This is a genomic window from Croceicoccus mobilis (genome assembly GCF_001661965.1).
In the GTDB taxonomy this organism is placed as follows: Bacteria; Pseudomonadota; Alphaproteobacteria; order Sphingomonadales; family Sphingomonadaceae; genus Croceicoccus; species Croceicoccus mobilis.
In genome coordinates this window covers 41,116-60,839 of sequence record NZ_LYWZ01000004.1, presented here as the reverse complement: position 1 = coordinate 60,839, position 19,724 = coordinate 41,116, and the positions used below count along the sequence as shown (strand labels likewise).

The 19,724-nt window shown below is 62.9% G+C and carries 16 protein-coding genes; 3 read left to right on the top strand and 13 right to left on the bottom strand.

Translation table 11 applies throughout. From position 1 onward, the window contains the following. Nucleotides 1–20: 20 nt before the first annotated feature. From A9D13_RS01835 to A9D13_RS01810, 6 genes are all read right to left on the bottom strand, one after another. Complete coding sequence (locus tag A9D13_RS01835) at nt 21–2,678, bottom strand: TonB-dependent receptor plug domain-containing protein (RefSeq protein WP_066769388.1); 2,658 nt, start codon at nt 2,676–2,678, stop codon at nt 21–23. A gap of 480 nt (nt 2,679–3,158) precedes the next feature. Continuing rightward, on the bottom strand, nt 3,159–3,569 hold the full coding sequence (locus tag A9D13_RS01830; protein ID WP_066769385.1) for a c-type cytochrome: 411 nt from the start codon (nt 3,567–3,569) through the stop codon (nt 3,159–3,161). A 3-nt stretch (nt 3,570–3,572) separates the two neighbouring features. After that, nucleotides 3,573–4,085, bottom strand: coding sequence for a hypothetical protein (locus tag A9D13_RS01825; protein ID WP_066769377.1), 513 nt, complete (start codon nt 4,083–4,085; stop codon nt 3,573–3,575). Nucleotides 4,086–4,271: 186 nt separating this feature from the next. Continuing rightward, on the bottom strand, nt 4,272–5,054 hold the full coding sequence (locus tag A9D13_RS01820) for an NAD kinase (protein ID WP_066769374.1): 783 nt from the start codon (nt 5,052–5,054) through the stop codon (nt 4,272–4,274). Nucleotides 5,055–5,121: 67 nt separating this feature from the next. After that, the gene (gene mfd / locus A9D13_RS01815) at nt 5,122–8,676 is read right to left on the bottom strand and encodes a transcription-repair coupling factor (protein WP_066769372.1); all 3,555 of its coding nucleotides are present in this window, start codon (nt 8,674–8,676) and stop codon (nt 5,122–5,124) included. A gap of 50 nt (nt 8,677–8,726) precedes the next feature. Beyond that, the gene (locus tag A9D13_RS01810; protein WP_066769369.1) at nt 8,727–9,002 is read right to left on the bottom strand and encodes an FAD assembly factor SdhE; all 276 of its coding nucleotides are present in this window, start codon (nt 9,000–9,002) and stop codon (nt 8,727–8,729) included. Nucleotides 9,003–9,067: 65 nt separating this feature from the next. On the opposite strand from A9D13_RS01810, the gene recG reads away from it, so the two are divergent. Beyond that, on the top strand, nt 9,068–11,134 hold the full coding sequence (recG, locus tag A9D13_RS01805) for an ATP-dependent DNA helicase RecG (protein ID WP_066769362.1): 2,067 nt from the start codon (nt 9,068–9,070) through the stop codon (nt 11,132–11,134). A 130-nt stretch (nt 11,135–11,264) separates the two neighbouring features. Next, nucleotides 11,265–11,663, top strand: coding sequence for a hypothetical protein (locus A9D13_RS01800; RefSeq protein ID WP_156521867.1), 399 nt, complete (start codon nt 11,265–11,267; stop codon nt 11,661–11,663). A gap of 16 nt (nt 11,664–11,679) precedes the next feature. Here the strand turns inward: A9D13_RS01800 and A9D13_RS21035 are convergent, their stop codons facing one another. From A9D13_RS21035 to A9D13_RS01765, 7 genes are all read right to left on the bottom strand, one after another. Beyond that, nucleotides 11,680–12,231, bottom strand: coding sequence for a septal ring lytic transglycosylase RlpA family protein (locus tag A9D13_RS21035; protein ID WP_082922032.1), 552 nt, complete (start codon nt 12,229–12,231; stop codon nt 11,680–11,682). A gap of 877 nt (nt 12,232–13,108) precedes the next feature. Then, nucleotides 13,109–14,326 (bottom strand): argininosuccinate synthase, encoded by a 1,218-nt coding sequence (locus tag A9D13_RS01790; RefSeq protein WP_066769357.1) that lies wholly within the window; start codon nt 14,324–14,326, stop codon nt 13,109–13,111. 9 nt (nt 14,327–14,335) lie between these two features. Further along, the gene (locus A9D13_RS01785; protein ID WP_229665582.1) at nt 14,336–15,694 is read right to left on the bottom strand and encodes an MATE family efflux transporter; all 1,359 of its coding nucleotides are present in this window, start codon (nt 15,692–15,694) and stop codon (nt 14,336–14,338) included. A gap of 62 nt (nt 15,695–15,756) precedes the next feature. Continuing rightward, entirely contained in the window at nt 15,757–17,016 is a 1,260-nt protein-coding gene (locus A9D13_RS01780; RefSeq protein WP_066769354.1) for an SAM-dependent methyltransferase, read from the bottom strand. Between the two features lie 123 nt (nt 17,017–17,139). Then, nucleotides 17,140–17,898 (bottom strand): SDR family oxidoreductase, encoded by a 759-nt coding sequence (locus tag A9D13_RS01775; protein WP_066769351.1) that lies wholly within the window; start codon nt 17,896–17,898, stop codon nt 17,140–17,142. 129 nt (nt 17,899–18,027) lie between these two features. After that, nucleotides 18,028–18,396 (bottom strand): glycine zipper 2TM domain-containing protein, encoded by a 369-nt coding sequence (locus tag A9D13_RS01770; RefSeq protein WP_066769350.1) that lies wholly within the window; start codon nt 18,394–18,396, stop codon nt 18,028–18,030. Nucleotides 18,397–18,602: 206 nt separating this feature from the next. Then, the gene (locus A9D13_RS01765) at nt 18,603–19,196 is read right to left on the bottom strand and encodes an FMN-dependent NADH-azoreductase (protein WP_066769346.1); all 594 of its coding nucleotides are present in this window, start codon (nt 19,194–19,196) and stop codon (nt 18,603–18,605) included. A 36-nt stretch (nt 19,197–19,232) separates the two neighbouring features. On the opposite strand from A9D13_RS01765, the gene A9D13_RS01760 reads away from it, so the two are divergent. Next, nucleotides 19,233–19,709 carry a winged helix-turn-helix transcriptional regulator gene (locus tag A9D13_RS01760; RefSeq protein ID WP_244884874.1) on the top strand — a complete coding sequence of 159 codons (477 nt, stop codon included), beginning with the start codon at nt 19,233–19,235 and terminating at the stop codon, nt 19,707–19,709. Nucleotides 19,710–19,724: the final 15 nt, after the last annotated feature.

Below are 19,724 nucleotides of genomic sequence, written 5' to 3'. Positions count from 1 at the left end.
CCGCCCCGCCAATCAGTCGATCAGAAGTCGAATGTGATCCGACCGTAGTAGTATCCGCCCTGCCAGGAGACGGGACCGTCGACGTATGTACGTCCGTTGCGATCGTCGATGAGGTTGATCTCGGGGTAGTGGTCGAAGATGTTCTGGCCGCCGACGGCGAGGGTGAAGCCATCGCCGATGGGAGCGGAGACCTGGAAGTCGACCATGGCCTGCGTCTTCCACTTCTGGATGGCGTTGCCCGAGCTGGTGGTCTGGCGCGAGTTGGGGCCATAGAAATTGCCGCGCAGCATGAAGGAGATCGCTCCGACATCCTGGTTGAGCGTCATGTTGGCGCGCCACTTCGGGTTGTTGTGCTCGAAGTTGTAGACCGACACATCCGAGAAGGTGATCGAGTCCACGTTGAGGCGGTCGATCTTGTAGTCGTTGATGTTGAACGCGGCAGTGATGCTGGTCGAGCCTGCTTCCAGCCAGTCCGCCTTGTAGGTGCCGACAACGTCGATACCCTGCGTGGTGGTGTCGAAGGCGTTCTGGAAGAAGCGGATGCCGTCGATCGAGTAGGCGTCGTTGACGCCGGCTGCGAACATCGCGTCCTGGATCTCGTCGGTGACCATGATGGTCGAGGAAGCATAGACGCGGTCATACATCTTGATGCGATAGGCATCGACCGTCAGCGTCAGGTTCGGCGTCGGCGTCAGGGTGAAGCCCAGCGAGTAGTTGTCCGAGGTCTCGGGGCGCAGCGGCGTGGCGCCCAGATATTCGGCGACCGGGTGCGTCGCGGGATAGAGGCCCAGGTTGATGGTGCCGCCGTCCCGGGTCGAGATGGTCGTCTGGGTGATGTAGAGCTGGCCGGTCGAGGGTGCACGGAAGCCGGTGCCGATCGAGCCGCGGATCGCCGCCCAGTCGGTGACGTAGTAGCGGGCCGCAGCCTTCCACACGAGCTTGTCGCCGAAGGAGGAGTAATCCTCGTAACGGGCGGCGAAGTCGAGGAAGAGCTTCTCGGTCACTTCCGAGCTGATCTCGCCGTAAAGCGAGGTGCTCTCGGTGGTCCAGCGACCTGCGACATCGGGCGAGAGGCCGGTGATGCCGTTCGAGCCGGGCTGCAGGATGTTGTAGACCGGATCGCTCGAGCTGGTGCAGTCGATGCCCTGGTCGGTCGGCGCGCCGGCATTGAGCGTGCGCGATGCCAGGTCAGCCTCGTTCGAGCAGAAGTTGAAGGGATCCTGCTCCGACCAGATGCCGCCCGAGTAGGAAGCCAGCTCGCCCGGGCTGATGCGATAGCCTTCGCGGCGGAACTCGGTGCCGAAGTTGAAGACGAGATCGCCATAGAAGCCGACGGGCATCTGGTAGACGAAGTCGCCATTCAGTGCGAACTCGTCGGAGGTGTAGGCGCTGGCCTTGAAGTTTTCCTGCGAGTACGGGCCGTAGGACGGGTTGACCGTGCCGTTCATCGAGTACTGGATCTTGTTGTAGCCGTAGCGTGCCGACAGGTCTGCCGAGAGCACGTGGCCATTCGAGAACTCGCGCTCGGTGCGATAGCCGCCGGTCGCGCTCCAGTCGGTCACGTCGCCCATGAAGGGCGGCTGCAGGCCGAGCGGATACTTCTCCTTGAAGGTCCAGACCGAACCGTCATCGAGGCGGATCGGATTGTCGAGCACGTTGTGGCCGCCACCGGGCGTACGATAGGAACCGTAAGCGGTGCCCTGCGAACGCGAATAGTTGGCAAAGGCATACAGCGAGCTGTTGTCGGTGATGTCGATGCCCGAGTTGATCACGAAGCGCGCGGCGCGCTCCTTGGGCTTGCCGCGGATCTCGAGCGGGTCGTTGAGGTCGATACCGGCGGCGTCGACGGCAGCGGCGAAGGCGGCGTCGGTCGCATAGGCTTCGAACGGATCCCACGACGAGGACGAGAAGGTGCGCGAACGCACGGTGTTCTGGTCGTCGTTCAGCTGGGCCGAGATGTTGACGAAGCCGGCGTCGGTGAGGGGCAGGCCGATATTGCCCGCGATCATCACGCTCTCGCCGTCGCCTTCGTAGTACTGACCGGCCTGGGCGATCAGCGAACCGCCGCTCGATGCGTCCTTGAGCTGGAAGTTGATGACGCCGGCGATGGCGTCCGAACCGTATTGCGCGGCCGCGCCGTCGCGCAGGACTTCGACGTTCTGCAGGGCGATGGCGGGAATGGTGGCAGCATCGGCGGCCTGCGAGGCGTCACGATAGATGCCGACCGAGCCCGACTTGTGGCGGCGGCGACCGTTGACCAGCATGAGGGTCTTGTTGGCCGGCAGGCCGCGCAGGCTGGGGGCGCGCACGAAGCTGTCGGTGTCGGTGTTGGGCGAACGGCTGACGGTGTAGGACGGCGAAAGCGTCTGCAGCACCTCGAGCGTGTCGGTCGCGGCGGTGTTCTGGATCTGCTCTTCGCCGAAGACGTCGACGGGAACGGGCGAATCTGTCGCGGTGCGCGGCTTGCCGCGAAGGCCGGTGACGACGATCGGCTCCTGCGTCTCGGTCGCGGGCTGCACGGCGGCTGCGGCGGCAGTCGCGGCCGCGTCTGCACTCGCGCTTGCACTGGCGGCAGCGGTCGCTGCGCTATCGGCCTCGTTGGCCATCGCGGCGGTGGAAATGGAAAGCGCGATGGCGCTCGTGGCGGTCAGCGTCGAAAACCTGGTAATCGTGTTCATGACAATCCCCCTCTGGATTGAACCTGGATCCCTCTCTCCGTCCAATACGGGGCTGTTGTCCCAACCCTCGATCAGTCCGTATCGAGGCGTCCCGTAAACCCCCCGAATGACGCTGATCGTGTCGCGATACCCAAGCGCTGTGTTACCGTTTTTGGACAAGCCACAGCAGATCGTGCCCTTTTTCCTCGCCAAATGTCGCAATTATTACCGATCGACCAACTCGTGCGACTGAAAGCAACAATCCGATACCCGAGGCGACTGGGGCGTGAAACCGCTGAGTGTCTCGACACAAGAAGCTGATTTCGCCGAATAAGCCCGATTGTGACAAGTTAACATTTGTAATAGCCCCGATCCGGGCGCCATCGCAGTGCGATATGCCGCAGATCGTATCGCTGGTGCGGTGAATGCCGGGCGCAACCAACGAAAACGGGCGACCCTGCTTGGAAGGGCCGCCCGTCGATTGCGCCAAGGGAAGGCGACTTATTTCAGCGTTTCAAGATAGGCCACGATTGCGGCGCGGCGTTCGGCGTCGGACATGCCGCCATAAGGCATGCGATTGCCCGGGACCGTCTTACGCGGCGAGGCGATGAATGCGTCGAGCGTCTTGGCGTCCCAGACGATGCCCGAGTTCTTGAGTGCTGGCGAGGGAGCGGGCGTCGCCATGCTCCCCGCCTTGCGACCGACCACGCCGAACAGGTTCGGCCCCATCTTGCGCGGGGCATCTGCCGTGACCGCATGGCAGGTGGCGCACATGGCGAAAGCGCGCTTGCCTTCGGCTACCTTGTCGGTGGCGGGCTTTGCAAAACCCGCCGCGCCTGCCAGCAAAAGCACCAGCAGGGCGGGGATTACGGCAAGCCGTGCAGGATTATTCAGATATGCGACCGGCTTCATTGATTAGTCCTTCAGGTTCCAGCGACGATAGACGACCGTGGTGTCGCCATAGCTGTACTTGAGGGTCTGCTTGTCGGCCGACAGCTCATAAATGGCCTTGATATAGGTTTCGCCATGGCGGCTGACGTCGAGATAGAGGCGGCCGTCTTCACCCGGCTTCCACGACACGACGTTATAAGGCACCGACTTGGCCGAGCTGTGATATTCGATGCCCGGCGTGCCATCTAGCTGCGCGGCCCAGTGGCCGAAGCTGATGTTGCCGGTCGCGCCAAGCGTCTGGAACGAGACCAGGATCTTGCCATCTTCGGTGTAGTAGAAGGTGCGATAGGCAGCCTGCGGCTTAGCGTGGCCATAGCCCGATGCTTCCATGTCGGCCTTCCAGATGCCGATCAGGCCATCGGGTGCGATTTCGCGGGCATCGGTGATGACATCGCCTTCGGCTGCGATCGCTGCCGGGGCTAGCCCCATGGTGCCGATGGCCAGCGCGCAGGCCGAAAGGAATTTGAACTTGCTCATTGCTGATGCTCCCCAGTTCACGGCAGCCGGAAGGGCTGCGTCCAAGGCCGGGCGAACCCGGCAGTGATGCAAACGTGGCAGCGTTTGACGCGCTTTGATGCCGAATGGATGGCTTTCATTGGCAGGATCGGATGAATTTTGCCGGTCCTGCGACAGCTTGCGCGCCCGAAGGTCCGGGCAAGAACGTCAGATCTGGAACTGTTCGCCCACGATCCGCTCGTCCAGGCTGTGTCCCTTGTCGAAGAGCAGCGTCAGGTCACGCTCGTGCGCGATCTTGATGTCGATGCTGGCGATGTCGCGGATTTCCTTTTGATCCGCCACGGCGGAAACCGGGCGTTTCGAGGCGTTCAGCGCCCGGATCGTGATCGGCAGGAAATCGGGCAGGATCGCCCCGCGCCAGCGCCGCGGACGAAATGCGCTGATCGGGGTGAGGGCCAGCAGCCCGCATGACAGCGGTAGGATCGGACCGCCGGCGGAGAAATTATAGGCGGTCGAACCGGCAGGCGTCGCGGCAAGAATGCCATCGCAGGCGAGTTCGGGTATGCGGATCTTGCCGCCTACGCTGATTTGCAGCTTTGCCGTCTGGCGGGTCTCCCTCAGCAGCGACACCTCGTTGATGGCGAAGCCCGTCACGGTTTCGCCCGCCTGCGTCACTGCCGTCATCTCCAGCGGCGAAACCGTCTGGGCGCGGGCGTTGGCGACGCGCTCAGCGATGGGGGCGTTCACGCTAGGCAGCTTGTTCATCAAAAAGCCGACAGTGCCGAGGTTGAGGCCATAGGCAGGGATGATCCGCCCTGCCTCAAGCATCTGGTGCAGGATCTGCAACATGAAGCCATCACCGCCGAGAACAACGACGGCGTCCGCCTCTTCCATGTCCACGAATTCCGCCTGCGCACGGATACGCTGCGCAGCACGCTGGGCCTGCTCCGTCGGAGAGACGGCAAGCGCCAGTTTTTCGAACTCAGCCATCAGGCCCCCTGATACGTGTTGCGCGCGACCCTATTGCCGGGGCGGCGCGATGGCAATCGTCTGCGCTTCAGGCAGGTTCGTCCTGTTTCGCCGCCTTTTTCGCGCGGCGCACGATGGCGGAAAGGCCCTTGGTCAGCTGGAACAGCCCGTTGAGGCGCGATTTGGGATCGCCCCAGACGCGTTCGATCACCAGCTTGTTATCGGGCCTCAGGCGGGCGGTGCCCTTCAGCCGTTCGACATAGCCGATCAGGCCGATGGGATCGGGGAACTCGTCCTTGTGGAAGTGGATCAGCGCGCCGCGCGGGCCGACGTCGATCTTGGCGATATTGGCGACAAGCGCCTGCGCCTTGATCTCGATCAGCTTGATCAGGTTTTCCGTGGGCGAGGGGAGTGGGCCGAAACGGTCGATCATTTCGGCGGCAATGCCCTCGATCGCATCCTTGTCGTCCGCATCGTTGAGGCGGCGATAAAGCGCCATGCGAACGGCCAGGTCGGGGACGTAATCCTCTGGGATCATGATCGGGGCATCGACGGTGATCTGCGGCGACAGGCCGGTGCGGTCCTCCACCACGCCAAGATCGCCTGCCTTTGCGGCCATAATCGCATCCCCCAGCATCGACTGGTAAAGTTCGAAGCCGACTTCGCGGATATGGCCCGATTGTTCGTCGCCAAGCAGATTGCCCGCACCGCGAATGTCGAGATCGTGGCTGGCCAGCTGGAACCCCGCGCCCAGCGAATCGAGGTCGCCCAGAACTTTCAGCCGCTTTTCCGCGACTTCCGAAAGCGCAACGCCCGCCTCATGCGTCAGCAGCGCATAGGCGCGCAGTTTCGCACGGCCCACGCGCCCGCGCAGCTGGTAAAGCTGGGCAAGGCCGAACTTGTCGGCGCGGTGGATGATGATCGTATTGGCCGAAGGAATGTCGAGCCCGCTTTCAACTACAGTTGTCGAGAGCAGCACCTCGTATTTCTTCTCGTAAAAGGCGCTCATGCGCTCTTCCAGCTCGGTCGCGGGCATTTGGCCGTGGGCGGCGACGTAACGCACCTCGGGCACATTTTCGCGCAGCCAGTCCTCGATCTCGGCCATGTCGGAGATGCGGGGCACGACGATAAAGCTCTGCCCGCCGCGATGGTGTTCGCGCAGCAACGCCTCGCGCACCACCATGTCGTCCCACTCCATGACATAGGTGCGCACGGCAAGGCGGTCGACCGGCGGGGTCTGGATGACGGAAAGTTCGCGCAGCCCGCTCATCGCCATCTGCAAAGTGCGCGGGATCGGCGTGGCGGTCAGGGTGAGGACATGGACATTTGCCCGCAGCGCCTTCAGCTTTTCCTTATGCGTGACGCCAAAGCGCTGCTCTTCATCGACGATGACAAGGCCGAGGTTCTTGAAGCTGACGCTCTTGGACAGGATCGCATGGGTGCCCACGACAATGTCGATGGTGCCGTTCTCCAACCCGTCGCGGGTCTCTGCCGCTTCCTTGGCGGGAACGAGGCGGGAGAGGCGGCCGATCCTGATCGGAAAGCCAGCGAAGCGTTCGGTGAACCCGGCATAATGCTGCCGCGCCAGCAGGGTGGTCGGCGCGATCATCACCACCTGCTTGCCGGCCATAGCGGCAAGGAAAGCGGCGCGCAGAGCGACTTCGGTCTTGCCGAAACCGACATCGCCGCAGACCAGCCGGTCCATCGCCTTGCCATCGCCAAGATCGGTGATGACATCGCCGATGGCGCGTTCCTGGTCGTCGGTCTCTTCCCACGGGAAGCGGTCGACGAAGGCGTCATAGCCCGATTCCGGCTCGATGACGGGGGCCTTTTGCAGAGCACGCTTGGCCGCTGTCGCCAGCAACTCATGCGCGATCTCGCGGATGCGCTCTTTAAGGCGGCTCTTGCGCTTCTGCCACGCTTCGCCGCCGAGGCGGTCGAGCGCGGCATTCTCATTCTCGGACCCATAGCGCGAGAGCACGTCGAGATTTTCGACCGGGACATAAAGCTTGTCCCCGCCGTGATATTCCAGCGCCACACAGTCATGCGGGCTTTTGCCGACGGGAATGGATTCAAGGCCGAGATAACGCCCGATGCCGTGATCCATGTGGACGATGAGGTCGCCCGGCGAGAGCGCCTGCAATTCCGCCAGAAACGCGTCTGCATCCTTGCGGCGCTTTTTGCGGCGGACGAGGCGGTCGCCCAGCAGGTCACGCTCGGTCAGCAGTTCGATATCGTCGCTGTCGAAGCCTGATTCCAGCGGCAGCACGACGGCGGCGGTGCGGCCCTTGGCGGCGATGCCCAAGGCTTCCTGCCAGCTGTCGGCCAATGCCGGGGCGCGCCCCTTTGCCTTCCCTTGGCCCGCTTCGCCCAGCTGCGAAACGATGCGTCCGCGCGCACCAGTGGAGAAGCAGGCGAGGATCGTTTTCTTCGCCTTGGATTGCTTCTCGAAATGCTTGGCCGCGACTTCGTAGATGTTCTCGCTACGTGAACGCTCCGGTGTGAAATCGCGAGCCGAGGCAAAGCCGAAGTCGATGACCTTTTCGCTCTCCGGCTCTGCGAAGATGGAGGTGCGGTGCGCGGGCCAGTCTTCCAGCGCCGCGCTATATTCCTCCTCCGACAGGTAAAGCGCATCGCGCGCCAGCGGGCGATAGCTGCCTGCCTTCTGCCCCGCTGCGGCAACGCGCGATTTGCGATAGTCGGCGATCTCTTCCAACCGCTCTTCGCCTGCGCGCATGGCGCCGCCGTCGATGATGACGGTGTCGTTCTTGCCCAGATGCTCGAACAGGGTGGAAAGCTTGTCCTCGAACAGCGGCAGCCAGTGCTCCATGCCTGCTAGCCGCCGCCCTTCGCTGACCGCCTGATAAAGCGGGTCGCCGGTCGCATTCGCACCGAACATTTCGCGATAGCGCAGGCGGAAGCGCTTGATCGTGTCGTCCGACAGCAGCGCCTCGCTTGCGGGCAGCAGCAGGTGCTCTGTCACCGTGCCGGTGGTACGCTGGGTCGTCGGGTCGTAAAGCCGCATGCTCTCCAGCTCATCGCCGAAGAAATCGAGGCGCAGGCCCGCCTGCACGGTTTCGCCCGCTTCGTTCTGCGTTTTCAGACCCGATGGCACGATGTCGAAGATCGAGCCGCGCACCGCGAATTCGCCTGCGTCGATGGCGGTGTCGCTGCGCGCATAGCCCTGCCGCTGGAGGAGGGCGATCAGGCTTTCGTGCCCGATTTCGATCCCGGCTTTCAGCAGCCGCGTAGCTTCCCGAATGCGGAACGGGGTGAGCACGCGCTGCAGCAGCGCATTGACCGTGGTGACCAGCAGCTGCGGCCCTTCCGCTTTCTGCTGGAGCGCCTGCAATGCCGCCAATCGCCGCGCACTGACCGAAAGCGCGGGGCTGGACCGGTCATAGGGAAGGCAATCCCACGCCGGGAATTCGATCACCTGCAATTCGGGTGCAAAGAAGGGCGCGGCATCCGCAATCGCCGTCATCGCCTGCTCGTCCGGCGCAACGAAGACCACGCGCGCCGCATTTCCGGTGCCCCGCGCAGAGCGCGCAAGATCGGACAGCACGAGAGGCAACGCACCGCGCGCAAGCGAAGACAGCACCAGCGGATTATCCGCGGCGGTTATTCTGGGAAGGTCAGTCATCTCTAGGGGTGACTATCTGGCGATGGACAGGTTCCGCCGCAAGTGCGGATTCACTTATGAATATGAACGTAGTCCAGCCGCTGCAGCGCATCCATCATTGGCCCGGTGAAGCGTTCGGGCGGCGGCTGCACGCCCAGTGCCCACGCCATGATGTCAACATCGTCCTCGTCCAGCAGGGCTTCGAACCAGCTTAGTTCCTGTTCCACCCATTCGGCGTGGCGATTGTCGAAATAGCCGCCGATCATGAAATCGGCTTCCCGCGTGCCGCGGTGCCATGCACGGAACTTCGCCTTGTTCAGGCGCGCTTGATCGGGCTTGTCGCTCATGTTGGCCGGGTAAACTTATGCGCGGCGCGGTGCAAGCTTCGACAAGCGGCGCTATAGGCACTTTCATGCGTCCCGATATCCTCAATCCCCTGTTCGCCGCAGCCGACAGCCTGAAAGGCGTGGGCGCGAAGCTGGAAAAGCCGCTGGGGAAACTTGGCCTGACGCGGGTCAAGGATTTCGCCTATCACCTGCCCGACCGTTTTATCGAGCGTCGCCAGATCGGCGCGCTGGCCGAAGGCGGCATCGGCGAACATGTCATCGTCAGGCTGACCGCCAAGCAATATCGCGCCAGCAGCACCGGACGCGGCCCATTCCGCGTGGTGGCAGAAGACGATGCGGGTGAGCGGATCGCGCTCACCTATTTCGGGCGCGCGTCCTATTCCGCGAAAAAGCTGCTGCCGCTGGAAGAGCCCCGCTGGGTCGCGGGCAAGCTGGAGCAATATGGCGACACGCTGCAAATGGTGCATCCCGATCATGTGGCAGAGGATGGCGGCGCGGCGCTGGGCCAGACATGCGAGCCGGTCTATCCGCTGTCGGACGGGCTGACCGCTGGGCGATTGCAGCCTTTGATCGAGCAGTCCTTGGCGATCCTGCCCGAGTTGCCCGAATGGATCGAACCCAGCGTCATGGCCAAGCGCGGCTGGCCGGCATGGCGCGAGGCTCTGCAACGCGTTCACCGCGCCCGCGACAAGGCGGCGAGCGACCGGCTGGCCTATGACGAGCTATTCGCCAGCGCGCTCGCCCTGATGCTGGTGCGCGCCGACAATCGCCGTCGCAAGGGGCCTGCGATCCAGGGCGACGGGCATTTGCGCGACAAGCTCGACCTGCCGTTCGCGCTGACGGGAGCGCAGCGGCGATCAATTGCAGAGATCGAGGGCGACATGGCCCAGCCGCACCCGATGCTGCGATTGCTGCAGGGCGATGTCGGCAGCGGCAAGACCGTGGTGGCGCTGCTCGCCATGTTGAACGCCATCGAATGCGGTAAACAGGCCGCGCTGCTGGCCCCGACTGAAATTCTGGCGCGGCAGCATCATGCCACCCTGCAGGAAATGGCGCGCGGCACGGGCGTTGAGATTGCGCTGCTGACAGGGCGCGACAAGGGCAGGGCGCGCGAATCGATCCTGATGGGATTGCTCGATGGGTCGATCCATATCGTCGTCGGTACCCATGCGATTTTTCAGGAGAGCGTGAGTTACCGCGATCTCGGCCTTGTCGTGATCGACGAACAGCACCGCTTTGGCGTGGGCCAGCGCCTGATGCTGCAGCAAAAGGCGAAGGGCACGGCGCATTGCCTTGCCATGACGGCAACGCCCATCCCGCGCACGCTGCTATTGGCGCAGCATGGCGAAATGTCGGTGAGCCAGCTCGACGAATTGCCGCCGGGAAGGAAGCCCATCGACACGCGCGTGGTCGCGGTGGAGCGGATGGACGATGTCGTCGCAGGGCTGCTGCGCCATGTGGAGCAGGGCAAGCAGGCCTATTGGGTCTGCCCCATGGTGCATGAGCATGAGCGCGAGGATCTGGCCGCCGCCGAAGAACGTTTCGATACGCTGAAGCAGGTGCTGGGCCCGGATAATGTCACACTGGTCCACGGGCAGCTCCGTCCCGAGATCAAGGACGAGAACATGGCCCGCTTCGCCAGCGGAGAATGCGCCGTGCTGGTCGCGACCACGGTGATCGAGGTGGGGGTCAACGTGCCCAATGCTTCATTGATGGTGATCGAGCAGGCCGAACGTTTCGGCCTTGCCCAGCTGCACCAGCTGCGCGGGCGTGTCGGTCGCGGAGCGGCGGAGTCGGTGTGCCTGCTGCTGCGCGGACAGGCATTGAGCGAAACGGGCCGCGAGAGGCTGGCGCTGATGCGCGAAACGCAAGACGGTTTCCGGCTGGCCGAGGAAGACCTTCGCCTGCGCGGCGGGGGCGAGATTCTCGGCACGCGCCAATCGGGCGAAACCGCATTCCATGTCGCGAGCCCCGAACAGATCACAGACCTGCTGGAAGCAGCGCATGACGATGCGCAATTGCTGATGGACCGGGCCAGTAGCGAATTGGAGGGGCCGCGCGGAGAAGCGGCACGGATCGCGCTTTATCTTTTCGAGCGCGATTACGGCGTGCAATTGCTGCGCGGCGGCTAGATCGAAGCGAGTTAGGGCGGTGGAAACTATGTGATGCCCATACTTGCGCGCCGGGCCTTAATGCTGAACACAACGGTTGCGCGAACGCGCCTTTGGGGTCGTATCAATCTTCGGGCGGAGACATCGGGTTTTGACCGCGTTACACATCACTAATTTGAAAAAGGCGCTACATGTTGCGCCACTGGTTGCCGCCTTGGCGCTGGCTGGGTGCGAGGATCCGAAGCCCGGGCTTGAAAACCCTGAGCGGGAGGCGGTGCTGGACCGCTGCGATGTCAAGCTGAAGCGACTTGCCAGCACCGACGAGCAGCTTACGAAACTGTGCGATTGCACCACCGCCCGCCTGGCGCAGCAGGGCTTTAGCCTCGGCGCGCTGGAGAACGAAAACCGTGACCGCGCGATGGAACAGGTCCGCTGGTGCATGACACAGGTCGGTGCGGTGCCATTGGGCACGCCCGCTAAAGTCTCGGAGCCGGAGGTTGATGCGCCGGACGATAAAGCGGAAGAAGAAGCGGTCGAGCCAGCCGAATAAGGCTGCGCTCAGGCGATTAATCGGTCAGCAGCGCAAGCTCGACATTGCCTTTGCCGCGCGACTTGATGCCGATCTCGCGAGCGGCAGCCTCCGACAGGTCAATCACGCGGTTCCCGTGATAGGGGCCGCGATCATTGATGCGCACGACGACCGATTTGCCGGTGCGACGCGACGTCACGCGAACGCGGCTGCCAAAGGGCAGGGTCTTGTGCGCTGCGGTCAGTTCACCGGGGTTGAAGGTTTCGCCATTGGCGGTCGGGCGGCCTGCGAAGCGTTTGCCATACCAGCTTGCTTCGCCATGACCGATGATTTCGGCAAGTGTTTCCGGCTCTGCGTCGGGGATCACCTGTTTCGCGGTGATCTGCATCGCATTTTCGTCCGAAGTCGGGATCAGATCGACCGCTTCGGCGTTTTCCCCATCGTCCAGCAGGTTCTGGCTGATCTCGACACTGTCGGCAGCCTCAGGCCCGGCAAGCGCCCCTGTAAGCGGCACCGCGACAAGCGAGGCGACGCCGAAAAAGGCAAGGCGGCGTGCCGGCCGCAGGCGGATGGAGATGCGGTTCTTCATCTGCACCCTTATACCAGCAAAAATTTAGGTTTGGTTTCAGCCCACCTTTTTTCGGCCACAATCGAACCGGCCTATTTGGGTTAACGCCGCGGTCGAGCGATGTTTTCGTGTTGACGGCCAGCGATTCGGATCGCGCCTCACTGGCAAGCGGGGCTCTTGACTCAACCAAAAGAAATGGGGCCGGTATCGCTACCGGCCCCACTCTCACCGGCGTGTGGCTTTTCCTTTCAGAAAAGACTTGGCGCCCGGCGGTTTCGGCGTGCGCTGCCGTTAGGCTCGCTCCACCTCTGTCGCTCGGCGCTCGCGCCGGCATCCGGTCCCTGCCGATCCACCTGTCGGTTTCCTTTCGGGCCTTGCAGCCTGTCCGGTCCGTCCAGCGAATGCGATACAGATCCCGAGACCGATCTTCCTGCCGCCGCTTCATCCTTGCCACTGACCCGAAGATCATTCTGGCTCGTCCACGTCGACCGATAGTCCGGCCTTGCCGCTGTCTTTCGTTCCGGTTGCCTTGCCTGGCGTTTCGTCTGCTCTTTTGGGGCCGAGGCCTTTCAAGCGCAGCGAAGGGGTGCCCTGCAATGCCGCCGATTTCCGGTCAGCGCATCGAACTTCCCGACCTCTCTTTTGCTTTCGTTTCCTATCGGAAACAATCGCTTGGAGTGCCTTTCCGTTCGACAACTGCAGAATGGGCGCAGGGTGCGAGTCGCGCAATTCGCTTATCCACACCGGGGCAGCTGCGGCGGTGGACAAGAGTGGATAACCCGCGCGCAGAAACGACCGTTGCCGCGCTGCGGCAAGGAATGCTGAGCCATTCCCCGCGCTTTACCGCAGCTGCGGTGTCACGCGGGGAAGTGGATAAGTTTTTCTAAGATCTGAAGGATCAACCGCCCTGATTGGCGAGCAGCTTCAGGCGCAGCGCATTCAGCTTGATGAAGCCTGCCGCATCGGCCTGATCATAGGCGCCGGCATCGTCCTCGAAGGTGACGTGCTTTTCGGAATAAAGGCTGACCGGGCTTTTACGCCCAACCACATCAGCATTGCCCTTGTAGAGTTTCAGGCGGACCGTGCCGGTCACCTTCTGCTGGCTGTGGTCGATGGCGGCCTGCAGCATCTCGCGCTCAGGGCTGAACCAGAAGCCATTGTAGATCAGCTCTGCATATTTCGGCATCAGCTCATCCTTCAGATGCGCCGCGCCGCGATCCAGCGTGATCTGTTCCATGCCGCGATGCGCGCGGGCATAGATCTCGCCGCCCGGCGTTTCATACATGCCGCGCGACTTCATGCCGACGAAACGGTTCTCGACCAGGTCGAGGCGGCCGATGCCGTGCTTGCGGCCCAGTTCGTTGAGGGCGGTCAGCAGGGTGGCCGGGCTCATCGCTTCGCCATTGAGGGCAACGCCGTCGCCCTTTTCGAAGTCGATGGTGATATATTCGGGCACGTCGGGCGCGTCTTCCGGGTTCACCGTGCGCGAATAGACGTAATCGGGGGTCTCTTCCCACGGATCTTCCAGCACCTTGCCCTCGGACGAGGTGTGGAGGAGGTTCGCATCGGTCGAGAACGGGCTTTCGCCGCGCTTGTCCTTGGGCACAGGGATCTGGTGCGATTCGGCCCATGCGATCAGCGCGGTGCGGGAATTGAGGTCCCATTCGCGCCACGGGGCGATGACCTTGATCGACGGGTCGAGCGCATAGGCCGACAGTTCGAAACGGACCTGGTCATTGCCCTTGCCGGTCGCGCCATGGGCAACGGCGTCGGCGCCGGTTTCATGCGCGATCTCGACCAGACGCTTCGAAATCAGCGGGCGCGCGATCGAGGTGCCGAGGAGGTAATCGCCTTCATAGCGGGCATTGGCGCGCATCATCGGGAAGACGAAATCGCGCACGAATTCCTCGCGCAGGTCGTCGATATAGATGTTTTCATCCGGCAGACCCATCAGCTTGGCCTTGGCGCGGGCCGGTTCCAGCTCCTCACCCTGTCCAAGATCGGCGGTGAAGGTCACCACCTCGCAATTATAGGTCACCTGAAGCCACTTCAGGATAACGGAAGTGTCGAGGCCGCCGGAGTAGGCGAGCACAACTTTCTTGATGGAATCGCTCATGCGCGCCGGTTAGGCCCGTGTTGCGCGCTTCGCAAGAGGCTCGTTCGCGCGAATTTGACGGATCAGCGACGGGAGGTAGGCCCCCAGCGTGACTGCCCGCAGCAGGTAAGTGGCGGTAAAGGCGATCCAAACGCCCCAATTGCCATAAGGGCGAAGCGCCAGATCCAGTGCGATATAGACACCGGTGGTGACAACAGCGGCATTGCGCAGCGCCTTGCCGCGCGTTGCCCCGATGAACACGCCGTCCAGCATCCAGCTGGGCGCGCCGATGAACGGGACCAGTGCGGTAAACGGCAGGAAGACGACGGCGGCTTTATAGGTGGCATCGTCAGTGATCATCGCGTCGATGATGCTCGCCCCCAGCAGCCAATAGGCCAATGCGATCAACGCGCCGCCCGCCAGCGCGAATTCGCTGGTCAGCCGGATCGCGCGGATGAAACGGCTGTATGATCCAGCGCCAATGGCCGCGCCCACCCGCGCCTCTGCCGTAAAGGCGAACGCATCGAGCACGAAGGCGGCGACCGAGATGAATTGCAGGAGGACGTGGTTCGCCGCCAATGTCGTGGCACCCAGCCGTGCGCCAGAACTCGCCAGCCATGTGAAGACAAGCAGCAATGCGATGGTGCGGATCATCAGATCGCGATTGACCGCGAACAGTTTGCGCAGGGCCGCGCCGTCCAGAAGATGTTGAATGGGAATGCGCCGCAGCAGCGCCAACGGCCCTGCGCCATTGATCCGCCAGCATAGCGCGATGCCGGTGACAAGCGCGATCCATTCCGCCCCCGCCGTGCCAGCGCCGATACCGCCAGCGCCAAGGCCCGCGCCCCAGACCAGCGCCACGTCGAGCCCGGCATTGCACGCGTTCATCACGATCTGCAGCACCAGCGCCGAACGCGTACGGCCAAGGCCCAGAAGCCAGCCGGTGATCGCGAATACGGCAAGTGCGGCGGGCGCTCCGAAAAAACGGGCGGAGACATAGGCGTCTGCCTCTGCGCTTATGCCTGTACCGCCCGACATGACCGATAGCGCCAGCATGGTGATCGGCACCTGCAGCGCCAGTAGAACCAGTCCCAGCGCTGCGCCGATTGCCACGCCGCGCAGCAGCAGCGCCTCGACCTCGCGCCCTTCGCCCGCGCCGTCCGCTTGCGCCGTCAGGCCCGTCAGCCCCATGCGCAGGAAGCCGAAGCTCCAGAACACGAGATTGATGATCGTCGCACCCAGCGCCACGCCCGCGAGAGCCAGCGGATCGCCGGTGCGGCCGACGACGATGGTGTCGATGATGCCGACAAGCGGTACGGAAGCCTGCCCCAGCATGATCGGCCATGCCTGCGCCATGATGGCGCGGCGGGTGAGGGCGGTTTCGGTCACCGCGGCGCCATGGCCCCGCCGCTTGCGAACATCAAGCAGTCCCGATCAGCTCTTTTTCCCGATCAGCTATTTTCCCGCGTCAGCTCTTTCTCGGCCTTGGCGATATAATCGCGCGTGATCGGCAGGGCGCGGCGGGTGCGGACATATTGCACCTGGAAATTGCACATGCCTCCGCTCTCAAACGCAGCCGTCGCGCCCGAAAGGTAGAAGGTCCACATGCGGAAGAATTTCTCGTCATACATGGCGACGATCTTTTCGCGGTTCGCCATGCAGCGATCATACCATTCGCGCAATGTCTTGGCGTAATGCAGGCGCAGAACCTCGACATCGCTGGCGATCAGGCGGACCTTCTCGCTGGATGCGATCATCTCGCTCATCGCCGGGATATAGCCACCGGGGAAGATATATTTGCGGGTGAACGCATCGGTCATGCCCGGCTTGCCCATGCGGCCGATGGTGTGGATCAACGCCGCGCCGTCCTCTGCCAGCAATTGGCCGACGCAGCGGAAATAGGTGTCGAACTGGGGCTGGCCGACATGTTCGAACATGCCGACAGACACAATACGGTCGAATTTCGCGCCCTCTTTCGGCAGCTCGCGGTAATCGACAAGGCGGAAGGAAACGCGATCGGCAACGCCCGCCGCCTCGGCCCGCTTTTCGGCGAGCGCCAGCTGTTCCTTCGACAGGGTGATGCCCAGCACCTTCACATCGGCATGCTGCGCCAGAAAGATCGCCATGCCGCCCCAGCCGCAACCGATGTCGAGCACGGTATTGCCCGGCTTCAGATTCAGCTTGGCCGCGATATGGGCGAGCTTGGCTTCCTGCGCCTCTTCCAGCGTCATGTCGTCGGTCGGCCAATAGGCGCAGCTGTACTGCATGTAACCGGGGTCGAGCATCAGCTCGTACAGATCATTGCCGATGTCGTAATGGTGGGAGACATTGGCCTTCGAACTCGCCGCCTTGTTGAAGCTGGTCTTGAGGAAGTGGATCCTGTCCTTCACCCGCCGCAGCCGCGAAGGCGGGCGCAAGCGCTGGCCCGCATCCCACGGGTGGTTTGCCTGCAACAGCTCCACCAGCTCCATGATGCCGCCTTCTTCGACCAGAAGCCGGCCATCCATATGCGCCTCTGCCGCGCCAAGACGCGGGTCGGTCAATATGTCGCGCGGGACCTTCTCGTCGGTCAGGCGGATGGCGACTTCGGGCATGATGCCATCTGGCGTTCCGAAACTGCTGGTGGTGCCATCGGCATATCGTACTTCCAGTCGACCGCGCTTCACGCCGCGGGACAGGAAATGTTCAAACAGGCGGCGGGACCCGCTCATCGGCAGTTACTCCACGAAATGGAGGGGGTGGTGGTCATGTTAGTTCGGTTTTCTGCGACGGAAGCCGCGGTGGGGGATGGGCATATGCCCGACCCTGACGTGCGAGAGGTGAAAAAGTTCCGCTCAGTCAAAAGCTTCCTGCCTTGCCATGAACAAGACGTCGCGCGGCTGGGACATGAGATGCTGGCCGGAATCGACATGGATCGTCTCTCCGCTGGCGAGATGCCCCTCGGCGAGGAATACGGCGGCCTCGGCCAGCTCTTCGGGAAGCGTAAGGCGATGAAGGAGGTTCATGCGCCCGCTGCGCTGGTGCTCTTCGGCAAGCTGGTCGAAGCTGGGCAGCATGGCGCCGGGCGAGAGGCCATAGACACGCGCTGCATCACCATGCGCCATTGCCAGCATGCGTGTCGCCATGGTCAGCGCCGCTTTCGCCATGGAGTAGGAGAAGAAGTCGGGATTGGGATTGGCGATTTTCTGATCGAGCACGTTGATCACGCGGCGCGGTTCATGCCCATGCAGCGCAAGAAATTGCTGCGCCAGCATGACCGGGCCTGCCGCATCGGTGCGCATGGCGCAGTCGAAAAGTTCCGGGTCAATCGCCTCTGCGCTGTCCAGTTCAAACCGCGAGGCGGAATTCACCAGTGCGCGCCAGTCCGGCAGGCGGGTAGAGAGATCGGCGACCATGGCACGGATCGCCTGCGGATCGGAAAGATCCGCCTGCACGGTGATCGCGTCGGGAAGCTCTGCAGCCAGTTCCGCCGCTTCGGTCGCGGAGCTGCGGTAATGGATGGCGACCTGCCAGCCGCTGCTCGCGAATTGGCGCGCCATGGTGGCGCCAAGACGCTTTGCTGCTCCGGTGATGAGTACGGCGGGTTTGACCATCGCGATCACCTTGCCGCCAAGGGGAGGGGGCTTGCAACCCTCCTCTTGCAGTCATGCGCAGGCCCGATAGCAAAAGGGCCGGAAAGACATGCTCTTCCCGGCCCCTTCGATCAGGTTGAAAGCCTGCGATCAGTTACAGCGCGCATCGCCGCGATCGATCGCGCGGCCAATCAATGCGCCAGCAGCCGCGCCAAGCACGGTGCCGGTGGTGCGATCGCGGCCGCCGTCAAGCTCTCGGCCCAGCAGTGCGCCGCCGGCGGCACCGATGATCAGGCCGGTCGTGCCGTCGTCGCGCTTGCAGTGATAGCGGCCATCGTCGCCGCGCCAGTAACGATCGCCGCTGCGCATGCGGCGCGGTTCGTAATGGCGGCCTTCATAATGGCGTTCCTTGGCGCGCTTGCCGTGTGCGGGTGCCCACGGCGGCGGATCGGCAGCGGCGGGGGCTGCCGGAATCATCACGGCGGCTGCCAAAATCGATCCAATGATGGTCTTTTTCATTACTGTCCCTTTCATTGCGCAGGTCGGCTCCATTGCGAATCTTCCGACCTTTGCGGCGAATCTGTGACAGCAAAGTCAAACACAGGCTGAACGATGCAGTCAGATAACGGTGTCGGGGATGAACGGTTACCGTCGAACGACGAAGCGAGGTTAAGCGCTTTTAAACCTTGATTTTCCCATTCATCCCCGACCCGAAATCTGGCGGATCAAAGCTTGGCGATTTCTTCCTTCGCCGCCGCAACCGCCTTTTCGCGGCCCTCGGGCATGCCCACGCCTTCGGCGCGGATCATGGTGAGGTCGGTGATGCCGATGAAACCGAAAAAGGTGCTCATCAGCCGTTCCTGGCTGTCGATAGCGTGATCGTCGCCATAGGCGCCGCCGCGGCCCGACACGACGATGACCTTGCGGCCACCGGCAAGCCCTTCGGGGCCGTTTTCGCTATAGCGGAAGGTGACGCGGGGAACGCCAAGACGGTCGATCCAGCTTTTCAGCGCGGAGGGAATCGAGAAATTATACATCGGCGCGCCGACGACGACGACATCGGCCGACAGGAATTCGTCGAGGATCGCCTGCTCCGACGGGGCGGCGGCCTTCATGTCCTCGCTCCATGCCTCTTCGGGCAGGCGGATCGCGCCGGTGGTGATGGGATTGAGGTGCGCGAGCGGCTCGACGCCCAGGTCGCGGGTAATGACTTCGGCGCCGGGATTGTCGGCGACAAGCTTGTCGACGATCTCGCCGGTCAGCTCACGGGTAACCGATTCCGCTCCATTGGTGCTGGAATCAACGCGTAGAATTTTCATGTGACAACTCCGGTATCAAACGATAACCACCGCTATATGGAGAACCGTACCGCTACCCTTCAAGAAGGCACAAAACCGTCCGCAGGGCACACCGATGTAACCCATGAGGAAAACACGGCGACTTTTGGCGATGATTTCGGTGATATGCCGCCCGGACATTCGCCTGCGGCCTGTCCGGCAGTGACCGATGTGCTGTCGCGCGTGGGCGACAAATGGTCGATGCAGGTGGTGATGCAACTGGGTTTCGGCTCGATGCGCTTCAACCAGCTGAAGCGGGAGATCGATGGTATTTCCCAGCGCATGCTCACACGCACCCTGCGCGGGCTGGAACGTGACGGGCTGGTCAGCCGCAAGGTCACGCCCAGCGTCCCGCCGCGCGTCGATTACGCGCTGACGGGTCTGGGCTGGTCATTGCGCAATCCGGTCGCTGCGCTGGGCGATTGGGCGGTGGCGAACAAGGACGCCATCATCGGCGCGCGAACCGAATATGACCTGCGCGAGGACGAGGGCTGATTGGAAGCCGGAGGC

Excerpts from the sequence above, each read along its gene's own strand:
- A9D13_RS01835 (WP_066769388.1), bottom strand. The coding sequence starts at position 2,678 with ATGAACACGATTACCAGGTTTTCGACGCTGACCGCCACGAGCGCCATC.
- A9D13_RS01830 (WP_066769385.1), bottom strand. The coding sequence starts at position 3,569 with ATGAAGCCGGTCGCATATCTGAATAATCCTGCACGGCTTGCCGTAATC.
- A9D13_RS01825 (WP_066769377.1), bottom strand. The coding sequence starts at position 4,085 with ATGAGCAAGTTCAAATTCCTTTCGGCCTGCGCGCTGGCCATCGGCACC.
- A9D13_RS01820 (WP_066769374.1), bottom strand. The coding sequence starts at position 5,054 with ATGGCTGAGTTCGAAAAACTGGCGCTTGCCGTCTCTCCGACGGAGCAG.
- mfd (WP_066769372.1), bottom strand. The coding sequence starts at position 8,676 with ATGACTGACCTTCCCAGAATAACCGCCGCGGATAATCCGCTGGTGCTG.
- A9D13_RS01810 (WP_066769369.1), bottom strand. The coding sequence starts at position 9,002 with ATGAGCGACAAGCCCGATCAAGCGCGCCTGAACAAGGCGAAGTTCCGT.
- recG (WP_066769362.1), top strand. The coding sequence starts at position 9,068 with ATGCGTCCCGATATCCTCAATCCCCTGTTCGCCGCAGCCGACAGCCTG.
- A9D13_RS21035 (WP_082922032.1), bottom strand. The coding sequence starts at position 12,231 with ATGAAGAACCGCATCTCCATCCGCCTGCGGCCGGCACGCCGCCTTGCC.
- A9D13_RS01790 (WP_066769357.1), bottom strand. The coding sequence starts at position 14,326 with ATGAGCGATTCCATCAAGAAAGTTGTGCTCGCCTACTCCGGCGGCCTC.
- A9D13_RS01780 (WP_066769354.1), bottom strand. The coding sequence starts at position 17,016 with ATGAGCGGGTCCCGCCGCCTGTTTGAACATTTCCTGTCCCGCGGCGTG.
- A9D13_RS01775 (WP_066769351.1), bottom strand. The coding sequence starts at position 17,898 with ATGGTCAAACCCGCCGTACTCATCACCGGAGCAGCAAAGCGTCTTGGC.
- A9D13_RS01770 (WP_066769350.1), bottom strand. The coding sequence starts at position 18,396 with ATGAAAAAGACCATCATTGGATCGATTTTGGCAGCCGCCGTGATGATT.
- A9D13_RS01765 (WP_066769346.1), bottom strand. The coding sequence starts at position 19,196 with ATGAAAATTCTACGCGTTGATTCCAGCACCAATGGAGCGGAATCGGTT.
- A9D13_RS01760 (WP_244884874.1), top strand. The coding sequence starts at position 19,233 with ATGGAGAACCGTACCGCTACCCTTCAAGAAGGCACAAAACCGTCCGCA.